We start from the raw sequence: 19,232 nt of genomic DNA on the forward strand, positions 1-19,232 counted from the left end.
TTGCTGTTTCTATGTTATAAATCAATTGGTACTTTTACAGATAACTTAAAGGTAACTTTTTGGTATCCTCCACTTTTATTAAGGGATTCTCAACTTAACTCCGTTGCCTTGTTTTCATCACCTTTTTGTTGTTTATTTTCAATTGATAGGAGCACACCCATCGGTAGATACGTAATAAAAAATACAATCAATGCAGCGATTTCAAGATTAATGTAATACATAATCCCGCTGCCGAAAAAGGTTAGTATCGTTTTAGCTTCCGTTGGACTCGCTAAATAGAAAAAGTTCGTGCCAAGTAAAAGATTTAAGAAATAGATTGGGACAGCGATAAGATTGACTGTTACGAAGCTAAAGAAAATCGCATGCTTGGGAACCCTATACCCTTCATAAAGGATAAAGTAAAAGGAGGCTAATGGAATAACAGAATGGTGAAGGAAATATTCGATAAAGCGAAAATGAGGGAATGTGTAGGCCATTTCTGGTGTAACCATTGCTAAAATGGGAGGAAGAATACCGATAAAATATAACAAATAAAACACCTTGTTATTCTTTTTCAGGAATAAAAGCATCGCCAAAAAAGAACTGAGTGAACAAAGTTGTAAAGGAAGATTACTCGCCTCCCATTGTTTGGTTAGGATTAACCATAACTGGAGGGAGATCTCACATGCCGGCAGAAGGAGGAACAGAGTCCATTTAAGGGTCCGTTGGTATTTCTCTCGGTTTTTTCTTAATAACACGAGTACAAAACATGCAGCAAAGAATAGCACTAGCCATCCTATATGGGCTGTAGAAAACAACTCGAAATTCTGCATTCCTGTAACAGAAAACATGATGTATCACCACCTCTCGCTGTACATTGAAATGCCGCTATTCTTAATTGTATTCAACTCCAAAAAAATCTGACACGATATATTAAGTTATCCAACATCACCTTTTATCGACCATAGTACTTCAATATAAAAAATAAACCTGCCTCAAATGAAGCAGGGAGGATCAAATTATTGTTTTTATCGGTCTAATCATCATCAGCCATAATTATTTTAAGTAAGTTTTTTTGACATTTTATCATGATAAATTTAAAAGGGGGTTTATTATTCATATTCTTATGCGGCTCTACAATTTCTGAAGATTCTACCAGTCCGTATTTTCCAAATTCTTGGTTAATCGAGTCAGTATCATAAAAGAACATTTTCATTCCTTCCATGATCTCGAAATAGTCTTTACCCAGTTGTTTGCCTTTTCCAAACATGGGGGCTTCTTTAGAAATAGTGGTAAAAATCATATATCCGTTTGGCTTTAACTGATGAAAGCAATCTTTGATAAACTTATCTCTTTCACGTTGATTCAATAAATGAATCAGTGCATAACAAAATATACCATCATAAAGCTTATTATCAAAAGGCATAACGGTGACTGAACCATGAAATATATCCATATTCAACCCATTTTGCCTTGCCAAGCCAATCGCTGTTTTTGAAATCTCAATACCTGTAACATTCATTCCGTTGTCAATAAAAACCTTTGCATTTCTACCATATCCAATACCAGGAATCAATAAATCCTTAACTTTCTTTTCAAGGAAAAAGTCTTTTGCCAAGATGGCAGAGTCTGAAGGTTCAAATCCCCACATCATTTGATTTTCGATAAAACTTGATTCCCATATTTCTGTCATACCTTAAGTCTCCTTACAAATATTAGCTCTATTCATTTCTTATGAAAGATGCTTCATTTTTTCTTGAATCGGTGTTCTTTCTTTCGGTTGATTGATTTCTGCTGGATACCCAATCCCAAATACGCCGATTACGTCATAGCCATCTGGAACACCTAATATTTCACGGTTTTTTGGAGCACCTCCCATTGATGACCAGAAGGTGCCAACTCCCTCAGCCCAAGCAGCTAAATTCATATTTTGCACAAAGCAAGCAGTCGCAAGTGCGTTTTCGGTCGTTTCAATTTCTGTAGCGCCATGTTTGGATAAAATAGCAAGGACAACAGGAGCTTGACAGAAGTTCGTTTTGTGGTTTAGCTTTGCTCTTGTTTCCGCACCAACTACATACACTTCCCATGGTTGAGTCAATCGATGATTAGGAGCCATTGTTCCAGCTTGCAGCCATTTAGTGATTTGCTCCAGACTGACCGGATCAGCTTTGAATTTTTTAATATTACGTCGAGAATAAATGACCTCTAAAATTTCCATAATTGTTCCTCCTACAATTCGATAATTTTCCATAGCCTATTCTATTTCAAGTAGTCGCAAAAAATTTCCTAATTTTTTAGTCGTTTGAAAGGTTTTGCTGCTTCTGGTTTGACCACTGAACAAGCTGATCCCTTCCACTTTTAATGATTTCGACTAATTCCAGTGCAAGTGATGGATCATGCAAGACCGTATTTACAGCGTATTGAAACTCTAATTGGAATTGATCCATCTCTTCCCGCAGTAACAAAGCTTCCTTCGATTGCTTCCACGTTAAATGAAGCCGCCATTCCCTCCAAAAGACCTCATCCTCGTCATGAACTTTCTCCTTCAGAAATGCAAAGCCGTTAGGTGTTAACGTGTATACTTTTTTATCCGATTGTTCATCAATGGAAATCAATCCTCGTTCTAATAAATCCTGCAAAGCTGGATAGATCGTTCCAGAACTTGGAGAATAGACCCCCTCACTCCGCTCTTCCAACAGCTTCATCACTTCATAGCCATGCCGGGGCTCTTCTTTCAGCAGCTGAATGACGGCAATTTGGATTAGCCCCCTCCGTTTCGCCGGCTTCTTTTTCCCATCCTTCCGATGATGGGCTTTTTTATCGAAAGTCAATATAAACCCTCCTTTCTACTTATTACGATAAATTTTAATCGATATAATAGATCAAAGCAATAGATATATCGATTATTTTTTTCGATATAAAAATACTCTCCAAAAAACAAGCTACAGAACCATAATCCAACCCAATAGACATGAAAAAAGTCCCTATGCGTATTTACAAAAGGACTTTAAATATATTTATTAGTGATTTTACTTAAACACTGTAACTCCCACATAAACTCCAGCTAAGAAAATGGTGGATATAACTATTATATGAAACACAATCCAAGCCCATTTACCATATCTAAAAAATTCGCCATTTATAGGTTTTCTTAAATGTTCGGGAACAATTTTTCCCCCTAACAGTTCAAATAACAAATAGTTCAGCCACCATAATGTGTAACTGTCCCACAAATCCCATTCAGGCTCAAAAGTAAAAACCGTTGTGCTTTTTAATATCACTTCGCCCAATACTCCTAAATGAACAATCGCCCAATAAAAAGGGATTTTCCATATCCATTGTTTAGGACTATATCGAATCCCGAATAATGTTATAAACGGAAAAAGAGTTGAAACTAATTTATAAGGAATCAAAAAATGGTTATGTAATATTTTATCCGGAAATGAGTAAAATCCAATAAAAGTAAATATATAACATACTACATTTGATGAAAAGGCACTGATTATATATAATGCACCGTACCGTTTCCAATCCAATCGAATGAAGTATAAACATCCTAATCCTGTGAAAATAATAATTATTAATATGCTAATTTCTATATAGTTCATTGGCCTCATCATTTCTATTTCTTCTTTAGCAGTGGTCAACCTTTGATTGAACATTATTGATAGTATTTATTTATGGAAGCAATATCATTCCTAACTTTATATGAAAAAAACCAACGGCAAACTTATGTTTTGACTGTTGGTTTTTTTCTAATTAGCTTTCGTTACTTTTGCAAATTTAATCTCTAATTGACAAAGATACTCATTCCTTAATTCACTTCATTTCAAAATAGTCTGAGGTTACTTTATCCAATAATAATCGAGCCGGGGAATCCCCATATAAATACAATCGATGCATCGGTCTAGTCATCGCCACATACAACAATTTAATATCTACTTCTTCTTCCGAATACGTTTCTTCTAATGTAACAATTAGAACAGCGTCAAACTCCAATCCTTTTGAAAGATAAGACGGCAAGATGACCACACTGCCCTTTTGCATATCCTGCTTTTCTTCTAATAGCTGAATTGGCAGATTGCTATTTTCTAGCATTTGATGAATTCTAATGCACTCACTATCGGTTCTCCCAATGATCGCAATCGAATTCAATTCATCTTTTTTGAGTGAGTGGATATCTCGTTCAATCACATTTCTTACTTCAGCTAAATTTGCCGGATCAATTTTCGTATACGCTGGTTTGTCACCATGGCGAATGACAGGTTGTACTTTTGGCATGTCTTTATTCATAATTGAAAGGATCTCATTGGCTAAATGCATAATTTCGACCGTTGTTCGATAGCTCTTTTGCAGCGTTTTGTAATTCGCATCAGGGAAAATATCGTGAACCAATGGAGCCCAGCTGTTTAATCCTCGATAAGAATGAATTCCTTGGGCTAAATCGCCCACAATCGTAAACAAATCGGTTTCGAACCCTGCTTTTAGGGAGGCAAATTGAAAATAGCTAAAGTCTTGGGCCTCATCAATGAAAACACTTTTCATTTTATAAGGTTCTTCGATTCCCTCTAGCTTGGCCTTCATATAGAATAACGGGGCAAAATCCTCAAGTTCGAGCGCATTTTTAGCAAAAATCCTCTGACTATAGGCACTTAACTTTTGACACTCCATTTCTGATAAGGCAGGTGCATACCGCTGGAGAAGTTCAGTAGATGTCATCAGTTCCTTATATAGCGTAAAAATATCTTTTTTAACAAAGGCATCCATATATTTTTTGACAGCTGCCTTCGACTCTTTTTCTACATTAAGTAGTCTTTCTTCTTTCGTATCCATAAACGAGACCACTTTTTCTCTTCGTTTTTCTGGATCCATTTTGCTTTTAAACAAGGCTTTTTCCAAGGCTTCTTCATACTTACTGTTAATTTTCGTTAGAATAATGGATTTTTTAATTCTTAAGTCATTGGCTAAGATATTTTTAATCTTTTCCAATCGTTTATAAATCGGTAAGTATTGAAATTCCCTTAAATACAGCCTTTTGATTTTTTTCCCCTTCATCAACAGGTATTTTTCCACGTTAAAATCCTCTGAAGGGGCCAAAGTTAATTCAATTTCCTTTAAATATCCATCGATTAACTCCTTAAAATCGAGGGAGCCTTTATAACTCGAGATCCACTGGATCCATCTGGTTTTCACTTCCCCTTTAATTAGGGCCATTAATTTCGAATTCGGAGAGATTAATTTAATTTTCTTCCCTAAGCACTCTCTCATAAAATCAATATAGGTCGTTTGTTTGATTTTATTGACGCCTAAATCAGGCAGTACCGCGGAAATATAATCGATGAACAATCGATTGGGTGCGAGAATCATTAATTTTTCGGGTGGGAATCGATAGCCGGATGAGTAAAGAAAATAAGAAATGCGATGGAGCGCAATCGTTGTTTTTCCACTTCCGGCCGCTCCTTGAACGATGATGGGGTGTTTAAGAGAAGCTCTGATCACTTCATTTTGCTCATTTTGAATGGTCGCGACAATTTCGGTTAAGCGATTATCCGCTTTTCCTGCTAAGGATTTTTGCAATAATTCATCATGCGTGGTTAAATCAATATCTCTAATCTCTTTTAAGATTCCGTCCTCTATCTCATACTGTCTCTTTAGAGATAAGTAGCCGCTTTGCGTTTCACCATAGGCTTCGTAAGTAACATCACCCAAACGACCATCATAATACACATTTGCAATCGGCGAGCGCCAATCGACAATAATCGGAATCTGATTCACACGGTCAAACAAGGAGGCCTTCCCGATATATAAAATCTCTTCCTCGCTTTCCCCGCTGCTGGTGAAGTTAATTCTCGAAAAATACGGTTTACCGATGATGCTCGTTAACCTCTCTAGTTCCGTTTCAGCTAGTTCTAAGTATTGAGCATTGGTGAGCAGGGTCATATAGCTTAAACTACTATCTGACGTATCAAGGTCCGCAAAGGCTTCTTTCAGATTCTCAACAAATTGTTCTTTATTTCCCTCTGAAATTTCCAAGACGCTTTTAATATATTCCTTCGTAAACTCTAAGCGTTCCACTTCTGCTTGATAATCCTTATGATAAAGAACTGATTTTCCTTTTTTCTGGCTCATTCTCTTAATCAGTCTCCTCTCAAACTGCCTCATAACCTTTTAAACAGGCTTCAAAAACGTATTAGAAAATTCCAGACAAAAAGAAACATCTACAAATTCATGCAGATGCTTTCTTTCACAATGAAGTTATATTTTACCATCTGATAAATGAGAATACAATACTTGGTGTCAGTAATATAGATGGCGACAGAACGATCTTGAACGGAAGAACCAATGATAGTTAAATTAGTGAAAACGTTCACAAATTAGTTATAGAAATCGCTTACATTTTCCTATATAATTATATTAAAATTACAACTTGAGAGGTGAAGCAGCATGAAAGAATATATTTTTATCTTAGAAGAACCGGTAGGTACAAGAGAAATTAAGATTATCGCATCAGGAATGATGGAAGCGTTCAAGAAAGCAAAAGAATTTCGAAAAAATATTGTCAAAGATACAAAGGTTAAGGTTGATATGATCTTAAAGGGTGTTAGATATACTGATTAACTTAGATAGAATATGATGAAAGGAAAATCCTAACTTTTATGTTCTTAATGAGATTAATAGTAGACAAATAAAGGAGAACACATTCGCTGGTTATCGAAATGTGTTCTCCTTTATTTTTTTTACTAAAAAGAATGTAGCCATTTATCCCCCACTGTGATTCCCAGGGACTAATTAAAAAGTTCTAATCATATTCTTATAAAAACAAAAACATAAGAACGGGGTGTAAAGTTAATTGAAAAAAGTTAAGGTCAGTTTACGGCCGATTGTAAATAGGATCAATTTACCCACTGTTTTGAAAACCACGATCCTTCCAGGTGACTCCATTGAACGATTATTTATTGCAACCCAGATGGGAGAGATCTTTTACATAGGAAATGGAGCTATAAGGAACTTTTTAGATATTCGCCACCGAATCATCAAACTAGGTGGTTCTGGTGGTGGATATGATGAACGGGGATTGCTAGGGCTCGCGTTTCATCCCAAATTTTATTACAACGGTTTATTTTACCTTCATTATTCACTTGCAGGAACACAAGGACCAGGTGGCCTTTCTGAAGGTTTTCAACCTAACCCATGTGATCCCAAAACCTTAAACCTAAGGTGGATAAATAGAGAGGCTCAATTTGACCACATTGATACAGTTGAAGAATGGATTTTACAATCGAATGGTCAACCCCAGAAACGGCGGACATTACTTAACATAAGAAGGCCATTTATGAATCATAATGGTATCAATAGCCTTAACTTTTCACCTGAAACAGGTAAACTTGTTTTAACCACCGGAGATGGCGGATCAGGCTATGATCCCTTTAATTTAAGCCAGGATAATATGGAAATAGCCGGTAAAATCATTGAAATTGACGTAGATAAGAATACCTTTATCGCTAGTCCACCCGTAGTCACACGATTTAATGAACTTCCCGCACCACTTCAGGAATCACTTACGGTAATAGCCAAAGGCGTTCGCAATATACCAGGTATTTCATTTCAAAGGGTTAATAATCAGTTTATTAAATATGTGGGATTTGTTGGTCAAGACCTCATCGAGTCCATTTTTTCATTCGTTCGATTTAAGCCACTACCAGTTACGCAGCTTGTTCAAGACTTCTTAATAAAAACTGTACATGACCAAGAAGGGATAATAAATTTTGGTTGGCGAGGCTGGGAAGGTCCCTTTCCTACTTCGATTGTAAGGGCCTGCTCTAATAATCCCCAATTGGATGAGAAGACAATTGCTTATTTCGATGAAGCGGTCAACACGTCTGTAATGCGTATCCAGCCGATAACAAGTTATTATCATAAAGATCAAAGACCCGGTAAGTTTGAAGGAACAGCTCTGACAGGAGTCCAGACATATATGGGGAATGGGATTCCCGATTTAACTGGGAGCATTTTGTTTACCGATCTTGCCCGAAAAGAAGAATCGCAACTTGTTCGAGGAGTGCTAGCTTATACCAGGGTAAGAACAGATAGTAAACTAAATGATTATAGTGTGATTCAAACGGATAATCATTTTGGAGCCCAAAACGCCTATTATGTTGGTTTGGGAACGAATCTGGATCAAACGAGAGTATATTTAGGGAGTTATAGCTCAATGAAAGTGACTGATTATCACCAAGGTACGGTTTTTGAAATAGTTCCATGATGAAGCAGGGCCAAAATCACCCTGCTTCTTATTTAACGATTAGTTTTCCAACCATTCCTTCTTGGAAATGGTAACGACATATGAATTCATATGTACCGGGTCTATCCGGCTTCACGGTAATGGTCTTCTCTTGTCCAGGCTGGACTTCAGCATCAATTCTAAGCTTTTCCACTGTGAACGTGTGCTTTTTCTTACCTGTGTTTTTCAAAATCAACGTGGTCGTTTTTCCATTTGGAATAGTGATTTCTTTTGGATTAAAGGAATCATCGTACATCTTGACCTCGACAGCAGACCCATTAGTCTGTGTGTCGACACCAGATTCAGCAAATACACTGAGTGGGCTTAGAGCTATCACAACTAAGGTACTTGCAAGTATAATCTTCAATCCATTGAACCAATTTTTCATAGACATTTGTACTCCCTCCTTCCTAAGCTACTATTTTGCCCTGTTCAGCAAGTATTATTACGAAAAATTAATAGCTGGTAATGGACAACTGAATTCATTAATGAGTGATTAAATTTTTATTTCCATGGCATAAAAAAGAAGCAGTTATCGGAAACTGCTTCATTCGAATAAATCCCTATTCTATTTATCATAAGAATACCGACGAAAAACGACTTTATGGATCATCTTAAAAGCATGGATACTCAATTTCAGCCAGATCCAACTGTACAAGAAGGAAAAGGCAAAAATGCTTAAGATGACAAAAATGCTAAAATGAGAGGATACAGATGGCCCTAGAATCGGGAATTTTAATCCATATAATAGCAAGCAGATTCCAAGGGTTAAAGAAACGGATGAAAATGCCACAATAAGAAGAGTCCTTTTAAAATAAGTAAGACCGATGCCTAAGCTTAGACCTAATAATCCGGTCGTAAACGGAAATACCAGCAATTCACTCGGCTGAACGATCGCCAATAGGATAATCGTAACCAAAAAGGTCAAACCGCCAATTCTGGCCGACAGCAGCGTTGCCAGGACAATCGGACCTGTTGTCATCATACTTAAGATGTAACCCACACCTGTAAAAATGCCGGCAGATTGAAAAATCACAGCGATTGAACCTAACAGAGCACCGATAACAAGCCGGGTTGTTTTGGGATAATCGCTAATATTCGTTAGCAACACAGGGCCCAAGATTCTCGATGTTACTCTATTTATGAATGTCCTCATTTGACACCCCCCTTATAGGTAAATGCGCTAAATCAAAGGATTATGCCAAATTCTATTCCTGTAACTTTGTCTTTTTTTAAACATTCTCTTGGTATAGGATTGAGACCGGTGCCATTTCAAGCATATATTCTTGTAAAAGTAACTGGTGCATCGTTTTTTCATGAACCACTGGAAAGGCAATGTTGACGACTTCTTTCATGCCAATCGATAAACCTAATTGTTCGGCCACGGCAAACGCACCCATTGCTTGATGGTTCATGAGCAATAACTGGTGAATTCCCTTCCATGATCCAACTGCTCCTCCCAGCAATTCCTGAAATGAAAAAAGTCCGGTCTGCACTGCAGTATTTATGTTAGCAAGGGCACGATCTTTGGCCGCATCTGCAGAGCGATGGATCGCCTTAAATAAATCTTCCGCTGCTGAGGAATGCGCTCTTGCAGCATCTTGAATCTTTAGGAAAGCTTCTTTAATATGGGGTTCTGTAATGATAGGGATCGTTTTTTGCAAGCTATTTTCTAAGGACATTTGAGTAGTCAACACATGTTCAAACCACTTCTCCATCTGGTTCAAATGCTTGGAACGGGTTTGTTCATCCAGTTCGATTAAAATGGTGGCCATGGTTCTCACCCCTTCTTTGTTATTTTCCATAAAACACCGGTATGAGCGTAGGCTTGAATATAGCCTTCCGTGACAGGCGAATAGCCAAAGTCTAACACGTACAAACTCTTTCCATCTGGATGGAATTTGCAGTCAACAGGTCGCTCAATTCCGCCACTTTGCTGAGAAGAAGCCGCACCTGCCTGTTTATTTTTTAGAAAAACCTCTGAAGTTCCCTTCTCTACATCTACTCTGACAACACTAAATCCATTGTTGAGATCCTTTTCATGTGGAGAATTTAAGGGTGCATATGTCCCCCATTCCGTCACGAATAGCTCACCTCTATGGCCAAAGAAATCCGTCCGACAAAAATCCATCTGCGTCATTGCAGAATGAGGCTTTTCGAGATAGACAGGTGGCCCAGCCCACTCAGGTGGATTTTCAATCAGTTTTTCGGCAGCCTTCCCTTTTGCCGGCTTACATCTCTCATCCCAAACAGGAACCCCATCTGCCCGCATCTCCGGAAAACCATACCAGTCAGGCTTTTGGATACTGCCATGAGGAGTTTTCGCCTTACGAATATGCCAAATCCGATCAGGATCACCTGCAACCGCACGTTCGCCTTTTTCCTCTAAACAATTATCGGAAGCAAATAACTCTCCATCCTCATTAAAAGCTAAACCATAAGGGTTACGGAGCCCCCAGGCAACAAGTTCAACGTCTGTTCCATCTGGCTTTGAACGCCATAGTCCCGTTGAACACCATAGCTCCCCTTTGATCACTTCCCCTTTTTTAGCTGGATTTCCAAAAGGTTTGAATGGTCCTGTCTCTGTTAAGAACGGAAAGGGCATGAGTGGATTCCTGGATGTGACATTGTTTCCGGTTAACGTAATGTCTGCTCCGGGAATATCATGGGCATGAGGATGTTTGGCTAAATCGACGGTAAATCCTGAAGGTAAACAAACACCGTTTTGAGAAACAGAGCCATTAGCAAAATACATCAGACCATCCAATGGGCTAAATACCGGGCCACCAGGCTCATGCCAGCCCCCACTTGGAATCGTTTCAATTAACACCTGTCTTTCTTTGGTTTTTACATCGTAACGTACAATCCGAGCGAGATAACCGCCCTTACAACTAACATAAATATATCCATCACGGTAACTAATTCCTCGTGGCCCACCTAAAGTTTCCACAGCAAATACTTCTAACTCACCTGATGGATGTAAACGTAAAATCCGTGGCGGCATAGCAGGTCTGGTCGGCCAAGTACTGCCGCCTTCTAGAATATATAGGGAACCATCATCAGCAAACCCCATACCAGTAGGAAAGGAAAGGCCCGCTGCGACAACTTCAACTTCATACCCTTCTGGGACCCAAACATCATCTGGATTAATAAGCGGCCGAGCACTAGTCGGTAAATGAATGATTCGTTCATTCGTTTGGGAAGTGGCAATCTTCATCAATTTTCCTCCAATTTGAACAGTTTCAATTACAGTATTAGCTAGGTAATAATTTCCTATTCCATCCTAGCAGCCCACCTGTTACAGCCCAGTTTACTAGTGGACAATCACCTAGGGAGGTGAACCATGAATATACTATATGAGCCCTTGGGAGGTGATTGACATAGACGCTTTATTTTTAAACAATCCTTCAAATAAAGAACAATTACTACATTGGCAAAGATGTGCATTAGAAAAGTTTGAAGCAAAAATGAAAGATAATGAGCATCCATTTCCATGTATACCTGCTACTCAAGGATTCGGCTTGAACCAGCTTCGTTATGGTTTTCTTGGAGATCCCCGTTCTGAATCCTCGATCATGGAGCTCGGACAACTTTTAACCACCTATACGAACCACTCGAAAGAGTTTGGTAATTATACCTCGCTCATCGTATTTTTCGACACGCCTAGTGACCTAAAACAGGTGTATACAGTGGAACAATTTGAACAGATTTTTTGGGAACATCTTAGTGGCTTGGCCGAACTAGATCAAGTAGAATGGCCTAATCACATTCCAGTTGATCCGCATAACCCGCTATGGGAGTTTTGTTATCATGGGGAACAATATTTTATGTACTGTGCTACCCCTTCACACAAAAATAGAAAAAGTAGACATTTTAATGTGTATATGCTAGCCATTACGCCCAGATGGGTATTAACGGAATTTGGCAAATCAGAAGACTATGCTAAAAAGATTCGCAAACAGGTCCGAAAAAGACTTGAAAACTATGACTCCATTGACATTCATCCCGATTTGAATACGTATGGGAAGGCTGATAATTATGAATGGAAGCAATATTTTCTTCATGATGATGACACAGCGATATCCAAATGCCCATTCCATCGAATGGTAGAGGAAGAAAAAAAACATTCCAAATAAAATAGCGCTGGAGATGCCAGCGCTGTTTAACTTTGATTTTGTTGGGGTTGTTTTTTTAGTTGCTGCAACTGGGTCAATACTTCTTGTGTAGTAACAATCGTTGCAAATTCTTTATGTAAAGCCGCCACTTCAAACTTTTGGACATCCTCAGGGTGATGGTACGTTCCATTTTGGTCTGTAATCTCGTAAGCAGCAATCGCATCTTCAACTAGAAAGGTATCAAACCCTAAATTTCCACTCATCCTAGTAGTGGTCGATACACAATGCTGGGAAGACAACCCTGTTATCACCACAGTTGTCACTTGCTTTTCCTTCAGGTGAGTTTCTAATTTAGTCCCAATAAATGCACTGTTTACATTTTTTTGAAAGACAAGCTCATTGGGTAAGGGTTTAATGATCTCCTTAAACTCAATTCCTAGTTTATTTTGATAGTTTAGTGGGGAGTTGGGAAGCAGTGATAGATGCTGAGAATAAATAATCTCCCATCCTCGCTCGCGCCATTCGGTTAACAGTTTTAAGATATTTTCCTCTGCTTGGGGATTGTTCCGTTTCCCCCAGGATGGGTCGTCAAACCCTTTTTGCACGTCTAGGACTAATAAAGCCGGTGGATTCATAATAGTTTTCATCAAATTGCTCCTATCCTGTTAGAATCTTTCTATAGGATATGTAAAAAGATGCCCCCTATCCAAAATGCCTTATATGTGTGTGTTCAGAGGAATGAATAATTTTCACATAAGTAATACAAATTTTCCCTATTGTGTGTTAACTTATTTATAGCTAGAGGTAAAAAATATGGATGGTGAAAATAATGCAGATTTTAATATTTACTTGCAGTTTAGTGTTTATTTATTTTAATCGTGCTATGACTAAGAAATTACTTAAATCTAATCAAAAAAAGGACAAAATAAATAACCGTTTTTTTAAGCTTTTAACGTTGGTGAAATTTGCTCCCATTCTTGCCTTTCTCATTTTATTAGGTCTAGTTTTACTTTATTTCCATTCAAAGGCAGAGATTAGGCTATCACACGCTTGGTATGATTCGCAATTTTGGGCTTATTCTACTCTTTTGTATTTCTTCTATAAAATAACGAAAAACAAACTTAGTCTTATTTTTGGCGTCCTATCCATTTTTATTGCCATTTACAATACACCATTATTTCATTATGAACGTTTATTTATCGGTAGAGGGATCATTGTTTCTGACATTTTTGGAATATTGATGTTTCTTTCGATGTGGTTGACCATTTCTAAAATTAATACCAGTTACAGCACTAAAAGAGCTTGAATCACTTCAAGCTCTTTTCTATTTTTTATAACTATTTATCTTTTCCTCTTGCATCAATTTCCCCTGCGTGTAAAAGATAGAGCCAGGAGATCCGCACTTTTACTTAGTTTAATAAAATTGTAAACTCTTCAATTTCTACTGTCCTTTTAAAATAGTCCATAAACGCATGGGAGTCGTATCCCCTTTTATTCACCTACTAAGCCATCACCATCTCGATCATCCATATATTTATAGAGCCATGAATCGCGCGTAATTGGCATTTGAAAGCCCGCTGCTTTGGCTTCAGCGATCGTAACACTTCCGTTATGATCGGTATCCACTTTACTGACATCTTCATTACTATTTCCCGTTTCGTTTTCAGGTACATTGTCTGTTTTCGGCGGTGTACTGCTAGTACCCGTCGTTTTCCCTAAATTTTTGTTCACTTCATCTGGGTTTACATTGTCAAATTCATCTGTAATGGATCTGCCCTGAAGTTTGTATGTGAATTTATAATGGTTAGGAATTTGCGTCTGAGTATTTGGATATTGAATCACTGCTACAAAATCAGTACAACCTCCTGCATCTCGAATCCCTTTTTCCATATAAGCTTGATCGCCGTGTCGATTGAGAATGCTGTCCTGAGGTGTAATGTTATATGCGTTTGATACTCCCCCAAGCGAGTCAGCAATCACATGCCCTTTATCCAAGGTTGGACTCTCTGTACCAGGAACATTTGCTTCATCAGAGTAATATCTACCAGACGACAAAACATGTTCCGTATTCGGATTTTGAAGTGTTATTTTTTTCGCCTCAACACGAATTAGCTGACCGTATTCATTTGTATACGCCCAATACTCCCGTTCTCCAAATCCAACATCTACTTTGACATTCGGCTGTCTATCTCCTGTCATTGCCCCACCGTTTACGACAATTAGGGTATATTTGCTGTAATCAAATCCGTCCGTTTTATCTGTTTCCTTTAAAGTGCCAGATGCAGGAACACTTTTGTTGTCTTCAACAGTCTTAGAAGCCGTGCTCGTTGATGATTGCACTTTTTTTGACGAAGTTTGTTCAGTGATTTGTCCGCAACCCACAAATACAGACATTACAATCACAGTAAATAAAATCAAAAATATTCTTTTGTTCACACTTCTGCACTCCTTTTTCATGTTTATACCCCTGACAAATTATATTTAAACAATATCACATTTTTTGATCTTTTGTTGGAATACCTATTTTTAGTAATGAATCCTTAATTATCTAAACTGGCCGGTACTTCAATTGACCCCAATCAAGAAAAAATAAGTAAGATGCAGATATTATTATCCCAAATATATCCCTGTTAATATCCTCAACAGCAGTTCTAAAACGCTCCAACTCTTCGTTATTATCTTTATTCTCTACGACAGTAAAAGAAACCTGGTCCGTTACTTCAATAAGGAAAAAGCGACCCTTCGTTATTGAAGAATCGCCTCTATAGGTCAATAACAATATTAAAGTTTTACGTTTTCAAAATGTTCAACGGTTGGAAATGGGTCATAAAAATGATGTAATTGCTTTTTCCACTCTTGATACTCGTTAGATTGTCTAAATCCAACTGTATGATCTTCTAGTGTTTCCCACTTTACCAGTAGTAAATATTTCCCTTCAACTTCAATACAACGCTTTAATTCGTGGGATATGTAACCTTTCATAGAGGATATAATTTTTGATGCAACACGGAATGCTTCTTCATATTCTACTTCCATTCCTTTCTTAACTTGGAGTAATACAGCTTCCAATATCAACGAAATTCCCCCTTTTTGAAAGTATAACATTACTACGGTATTAATTGGCTTTTTGTTAAACTATCCTGCCCGTTAGTGATGTAGCTAGAGGAAAAAATGTTACCACAACCATATCAGTTGAAGAGCAAAATTTGGTGGAAAATAGTTCAGCTTTACAAGGGTCTGTTCTACAAGATCATGGGTTAGGTTTCTTTTTTGCTAAAATTAAATGAAAATAAATTTATAAATCGCTACTTTCACTAACGCGGAGCAAGGTGGAAGAACATGGAAGAGAAAGGATTAAGAAAAAAAAGCCTAATTCCTTTGTTTTTTTGCGAGGAATTAGGCTTTTAATTATCTATAACCGTGCCCTTTAATGGAGTCAGTTAGTCGGGACTTTTAAAGGACCAGAATTATTCTACTTCTCGATAAAGGTTGATTTCTGTACTTTCTCGAAGCTTTCTATGCTCTGGAACAATTTTCATAACATGTTTACTTTTATTATGTAGATTTAAAGCCTCTTCATCCACCCATTCTTCGAGCATGGTAAGGATAGTCGGATTCATTGATATCTTCATGAAGGGTGTACTTGATAAATCCTTTTTCTTTCCTGGTTTCTGAAATAACCTCTCTAGCTAATTGTAGATATTCTTCCATTTTTACACCTGGTTTTAGTTTTGCTTTTTATCATTTATTTTATAGACTCCTTCTCTTTTTTACATGCCCCATTTTTGATAATTACTGCGAGGCTAGGTTTCATTTCAGTGGTTATCTATCACTAAGTTTAACTCAAAACCATTTATGATTGCCTTTAAAAATCAAAAACAACGAGATGAGTAATAAGACTAAACCTGTGATCCGGTATCCATCAATGGGAATCGGGTGTTTGATGAAGATCCCAAAGTGATCAAGCGTCACACTGATTAATAACTGTCCAACAATGACAGCTGTAATTGCTGAAGCCACGCCAATTCTTGGTACGACCGCGACCATAATCGTAACATACCCAGCTCCAAGGACTCCACCAAATAACTGCCATTTCGGAACGGTAGTTACTTTTAATAAATCTCCTTTGCCCATAAAGATGGCCAGCAATAAGAGAATGATAGTTCCGATAAAAAAAGAAACAAAACTACCTTCAATCACGCCAATCTTTTTTCCTAATACACCATTAATCCCGGCTTGTGTTCCAATTAAAGTGCCGCCGATGATGGCTAAAAGTAAATAAAAAAACATATACATCATAAAACCACCTTATTGGTTATTACTTAAAATGTTTAGAGGATTAAATTTATTTAAAACTCTTCTTCCGATTATATCAAATTCATCCCCATTAAAAGGGAATCCTGCAAAAATTGCCTTCAGGAAAGTAACCTCTCAGAGACACCTTTTTTAGCATTCTGTTGGCATTAAGCTTTCGATTTTTCTCAATTCCCGCCCCAACTACAAAAAAAGAAGGAAACTATGTTCCCTCTTCAGAGCTTCCTTTTACAAATAATACTCAAATATTTTTGCAATCTTTTCTTTCATTTTTTCTTTAAGAGATAATTGATTGACGTCAGAGGATGTTACTCGCTTTGAATTTTGGAAGTCTTTATTGATGGCTGGCTTAATTTTAGAAATATAGACCGGGTCATGGATATAACAGTTCATTTCTTCATTTAAATGAAACGAGCGCGAATCAAAATTTACGGTCCCAACCATCAATACGTTTTTATCAATCAAGAGTACTTTACCGTGTATCACTCCCTTTTTATAACCGTATACTTCTATTCCCTGTTTTAATGCTTTTCGGATATAGGGATACGCTGCTTCTTTCACTAACAGTGCATCCGAATGAGGGGAGAAGAGAATTTTGACACGAACTCCTCTTTTTCTTGCATCCACTAATGCGTTCCAAATTGTTCTGTCGTTTGGTATAAAATAAGGTGTAACAATGATGATGGACTCTTTAGCTTGTTGAAAAAGCCTGGCATAATCCTGACCTAGTTTTTCTCCACTATAATAGGCAGTAAATTGATGCGAGGTAGTTCCCTTTTCGTTTGTCGTGTTGTGTACAGGAATGGGTTGGTCTGTGTTTTTCTTCCAGTCTAACAGATATTGACGCTCTAGATCTTGCACTCCTTCTCCACGTATTTGGAGGTGATAATCTCTCCAATGACCAAGTTTTACTTTTTCACCAATATACTTCTTACCGATGTTAAATCCACCAATGTATCCTATCCTTCCATCAATAACGGAAATACGGCGATGATTCCGATGATCCACAGTAGAAAAAAGATATGGAAAAGCAGGCTTATTGTAATATGAAAAATGCACTCCTGCTTTAACCAATGATCCTCTTTCCTTTTTCTTAAGTAAAATTCCACCCATCCTGTCCACTGAATAATATACGTCTACACCTTCCTGGCTTTTTTGCCTCAATAAATCTAGAAACTGATGACTTACTTTATCATCCGCAATAGAGAAAAAGTTGATATACACGTAATGTTTTGCTGTTCTTATATCGGAGAATAATTGATTATTTAACTGTTTCCCGTCCGTGTACAAAGTAATATTACTTTTACGAATCGGGTAGTGGATAGGCTGCTTGTCAAATACCATCCTTTTTTCAGCTGATGTTTTGTCAATTCTACCCAAAACAAGCAAACCAAAACAGGTGACGATAAATACGATTAGGAGTACTTGAATGATTTGCCGTATCTTTTTCAGCATATTTGATCTCCTTTTTATATTATCGATTTCATTCTGTTAGTTTTTGTTATCTTGACAATACTATTCCATTAGCCCTCCAAAAGCTTTATCTCGTCCGGTTTCTTACGAGCAAAATCTGTTCAGCTAGTGGGTTAATTTTTTTATATATAAGCACCTGAACTAACCAGCAATTTTTGCTATTTCTTCAATTTTGACTCCTTTCTTGAATAGTTTTCTAATAAAATATGAAACGGGTATATCAACTACGTATAATTTACAGTCATTTATAAAAAATCCATTGATAAAACAGGAAAAGACGTATGCCAGTTCATACGTCTTTTCTTGTGTTGATTATAAAAAGCACCTTAAAACGGAAGTCCATCAATTTCTACTGATCAGTTTTTTCTCCAAGCGATTCGTTCATGAATGTGGTTAAATAATCGACATTGGTTATTTTTTTGTTACATTCTGTGCTATCAAAGCAAATATAATTTCCGATTGCTTTGTAGTAATCAGGATTTTTTGCCTTTTTCGCTTTGGTAACGGTGGAGATAAAGGCAACCTGGCCAAATCGATGACAGAAAGAACAGATATTATCCTTTTGAAGCACAGTGTATTTGCATTCAATTCCAACGATTTTCTCATCTAATTCATACACGATAAACTTCTTATTTGTGCTGATATCTACCCAACTTAAATACGTTAGCTGATGTAAATTCATGTTGTCTAAATCTGGCAGCTTTAATTTCTTATTTTTGGGAAACATCTTTTTCAATTGTGCATCAGAGATTTTTGGAAATGGTAACCGATAGCCTTGAAGCTGCTGTAGGTATTTATCAAATTCCTGGTCGGATTTAAGCGCAGAAAGGTCTAACATTTCCTTATGCTCGTCCGTTGCATTTGGAAATAGTTCGCTGATTTTCGTGTTCGCTAAATCCTTTACGGCCTGGATTACATTTGGGGCTGCATTCTTTTTGTAGCTATCTTTAATCAGGGCCACCTGATTTTGAATAAAATTAAAATCCACGTTCTTAATATATTTTTCGGTCATACGTTCACGCTCCTTCCACTTATTTTAACGGATTAACGATAGATGGGAATATGTAAAA

The 19,232-nt window shown here is 37.4% G+C and carries 22 protein-coding genes; 4 read left to right on the forward strand and 18 right to left on the reverse strand.

Annotated features, from left to right (window positions below; all coding sequences use genetic code 11):
- Nucleotides 1-89 precede the first annotated feature (89 nt).
- From V7121_RS21940 to helD, 6 genes are all read right to left on the reverse strand, one after another.
- Complete coding sequence (locus V7121_RS21940) at nucleotides 90-830, reverse strand: YwaF family protein (protein ID WP_335496000.1); 741 nt, start codon at nucleotides 828-830, stop codon at nucleotides 90-92.
- Nucleotides 831-1,015: 185 nt separating this feature from the next.
- Nucleotides 1,016-1,672 carry a class I SAM-dependent methyltransferase gene (locus V7121_RS21945; RefSeq protein ID WP_335547800.1) on the reverse strand — a complete coding sequence of 219 codons (657 nt, stop codon included), beginning with the start codon at nucleotides 1,670-1,672 and terminating at the stop codon, nucleotides 1,016-1,018.
- A gap of 39 nt (nucleotides 1,673-1,711) precedes the next feature.
- The gene (locus V7121_RS21950) at nucleotides 1,712-2,197 is read right to left on the reverse strand and encodes a nitroreductase family protein (RefSeq protein WP_335495997.1); all 486 of its coding nucleotides are present in this window, start codon (nucleotides 2,195-2,197) and stop codon (nucleotides 1,712-1,714) included.
- Between the two features lie 76 nt (nucleotides 2,198-2,273).
- The gene (locus tag V7121_RS21955) at nucleotides 2,274-2,810 is read right to left on the reverse strand and encodes a PadR family transcriptional regulator (RefSeq protein WP_335547803.1); all 537 of its coding nucleotides are present in this window, start codon (nucleotides 2,808-2,810) and stop codon (nucleotides 2,274-2,276) included.
- A gap of 198 nt (nucleotides 2,811-3,008) precedes the next feature.
- Complete coding sequence (locus V7121_RS21960) at nucleotides 3,009-3,599, reverse strand: CBO0543 family protein (protein ID WP_335547804.1); 591 nt, start codon at nucleotides 3,597-3,599, stop codon at nucleotides 3,009-3,011.
- A gap of 199 nt (nucleotides 3,600-3,798) precedes the next feature.
- A complete protein-coding gene (helD, locus tag V7121_RS21965) occupies nucleotides 3,799-6,108 on the reverse strand; it encodes an RNA polymerase recycling motor HelD (protein WP_335547806.1) in 2,310 nt (769 codons plus the stop codon).
- Nucleotides 6,109-6,423: 315 nt separating this feature from the next.
- On the opposite strand from helD, the gene V7121_RS21970 reads away from it, so the two are divergent.
- The gene (locus V7121_RS21970) at nucleotides 6,424-6,597 is read left to right on the forward strand and encodes a hypothetical protein (protein WP_335495990.1); all 174 of its coding nucleotides are present in this window, start codon (nucleotides 6,424-6,426) and stop codon (nucleotides 6,595-6,597) included.
- A 232-nt stretch (nucleotides 6,598-6,829) separates the two neighbouring features.
- Nucleotides 6,830-8,242 carry a PQQ-dependent sugar dehydrogenase gene (locus V7121_RS21975; protein ID WP_335547809.1) on the forward strand — a complete coding sequence of 471 codons (1,413 nt, stop codon included), beginning with the start codon at nucleotides 6,830-6,832 and terminating at the stop codon, nucleotides 8,240-8,242.
- A gap of 28 nt (nucleotides 8,243-8,270) precedes the next feature.
- Here V7121_RS21975 and V7121_RS21980 read toward each other — a convergent pair whose 3' ends face one another.
- From V7121_RS21980 to V7121_RS21995, 4 genes are all read right to left on the reverse strand, one after another.
- A complete protein-coding gene (locus tag V7121_RS21980; protein ID WP_335547811.1) occupies nucleotides 8,271-8,654 on the reverse strand; it encodes a cupredoxin domain-containing protein in 384 nt (127 codons plus the stop codon).
- A gap of 174 nt (nucleotides 8,655-8,828) precedes the next feature.
- Entirely contained in the window at nucleotides 8,829-9,416 is a 588-nt protein-coding gene (locus V7121_RS21985) for a hypothetical protein (RefSeq protein ID WP_335547813.1), read from the reverse strand.
- Between the two features lie 76 nt (nucleotides 9,417-9,492).
- Entirely contained in the window at nucleotides 9,493-10,035 is a 543-nt protein-coding gene (locus tag V7121_RS21990) for a hypothetical protein (protein WP_335547814.1), read from the reverse strand.
- A gap of 5 nt (nucleotides 10,036-10,040) precedes the next feature.
- Nucleotides 10,041-11,477, reverse strand: a complete 1,437-nt coding sequence (locus V7121_RS21995; RefSeq protein WP_335547816.1) for a PQQ-dependent sugar dehydrogenase — start codon at nucleotides 11,475-11,477, stop codon at nucleotides 10,041-10,043.
- Between the two features lie 154 nt (nucleotides 11,478-11,631).
- Between V7121_RS21995 and V7121_RS22000 the strand changes: the two genes are divergently transcribed.
- Nucleotides 11,632-12,396 carry a YqcI/YcgG family protein gene (locus V7121_RS22000; RefSeq protein WP_335547818.1) on the forward strand — a complete coding sequence of 255 codons (765 nt, stop codon included), beginning with the start codon at nucleotides 11,632-11,634 and terminating at the stop codon, nucleotides 12,394-12,396.
- A 26-nt stretch (nucleotides 12,397-12,422) separates the two neighbouring features.
- Here V7121_RS22000 and V7121_RS22005 read toward each other — a convergent pair whose 3' ends face one another.
- Nucleotides 12,423-13,022, reverse strand: a complete 600-nt coding sequence (locus V7121_RS22005) for a cysteine hydrolase family protein (RefSeq protein ID WP_335547820.1) — start codon at nucleotides 13,020-13,022, stop codon at nucleotides 12,423-12,425.
- 182 nt (nucleotides 13,023-13,204) lie between these two features.
- Here V7121_RS22005 and V7121_RS22010 point away from each other — a divergent pair, with 182 nt between their 5' ends.
- Nucleotides 13,205-13,681, forward strand: coding sequence for a hypothetical protein (locus V7121_RS22010; protein WP_335547822.1), 477 nt, complete (start codon nucleotides 13,205-13,207; stop codon nucleotides 13,679-13,681).
- Nucleotides 13,682-13,866: 185 nt separating this feature from the next.
- On the opposite strand, the gene V7121_RS22015 is transcribed toward V7121_RS22010, so the two are convergent.
- The 7 genes from V7121_RS22015 to V7121_RS22045 form a co-directional block, all read right to left on the reverse strand.
- Nucleotides 13,867-14,832: a DNA/RNA non-specific endonuclease gene (locus V7121_RS22015; RefSeq protein ID WP_420490739.1), complete on the reverse strand. Its 966-nt coding sequence runs from the start codon at nucleotides 14,830-14,832 to the stop codon at nucleotides 13,867-13,869.
- A gap of 324 nt (nucleotides 14,833-15,156) precedes the next feature.
- A complete protein-coding gene (locus V7121_RS22020; protein ID WP_335496032.1) occupies nucleotides 15,157-15,450 on the reverse strand; it encodes an antibiotic biosynthesis monooxygenase family protein in 294 nt (97 codons plus the stop codon).
- Between the two features lie 392 nt (nucleotides 15,451-15,842).
- Nucleotides 15,843-15,995, reverse strand: coding sequence for a hypothetical protein (locus V7121_RS22025; RefSeq protein WP_335547826.1), 153 nt, complete (start codon nucleotides 15,993-15,995; stop codon nucleotides 15,843-15,845).
- Nucleotides 15,952-16,086: a hypothetical protein gene (locus tag V7121_RS22030; RefSeq protein ID WP_335547828.1), complete on the reverse strand. Its 135-nt coding sequence runs from the start codon at nucleotides 16,084-16,086 to the stop codon at nucleotides 15,952-15,954. The genes V7121_RS22025 and V7121_RS22030 overlap by 44 nt, the downstream gene beginning before the upstream one ends.
- 132 nt (nucleotides 16,087-16,218) lie before the next feature.
- Nucleotides 16,219-16,674, reverse strand: coding sequence for a DMT family transporter (locus V7121_RS22035; protein WP_335495973.1), 456 nt, complete (start codon nucleotides 16,672-16,674; stop codon nucleotides 16,219-16,221).
- Between the two features lie 243 nt (nucleotides 16,675-16,917).
- Complete coding sequence (locus V7121_RS22040) at nucleotides 16,918-18,144, reverse strand: phospholipase D-like domain-containing protein (protein ID WP_335495970.1); 1,227 nt, start codon at nucleotides 18,142-18,144, stop codon at nucleotides 16,918-16,920.
- 367 nt (nucleotides 18,145-18,511) lie between these two features.
- Entirely contained in the window at nucleotides 18,512-19,174 is a 663-nt protein-coding gene (locus V7121_RS22045; protein WP_335495968.1) for a FusB/FusC family EF-G-binding protein, read from the reverse strand.
- Between the last annotated feature and the right edge of the window lie 58 nt (nucleotides 19,175-19,232).

The sequence above is a fragment of the Neobacillus drentensis genome, from assembly GCF_036962125.1.
In the GTDB taxonomy this organism is placed as follows: domain Bacteria; phylum Bacillota; class Bacilli; order Bacillales; family Cytobacillaceae; genus Neobacillus; species Neobacillus drentensis_B.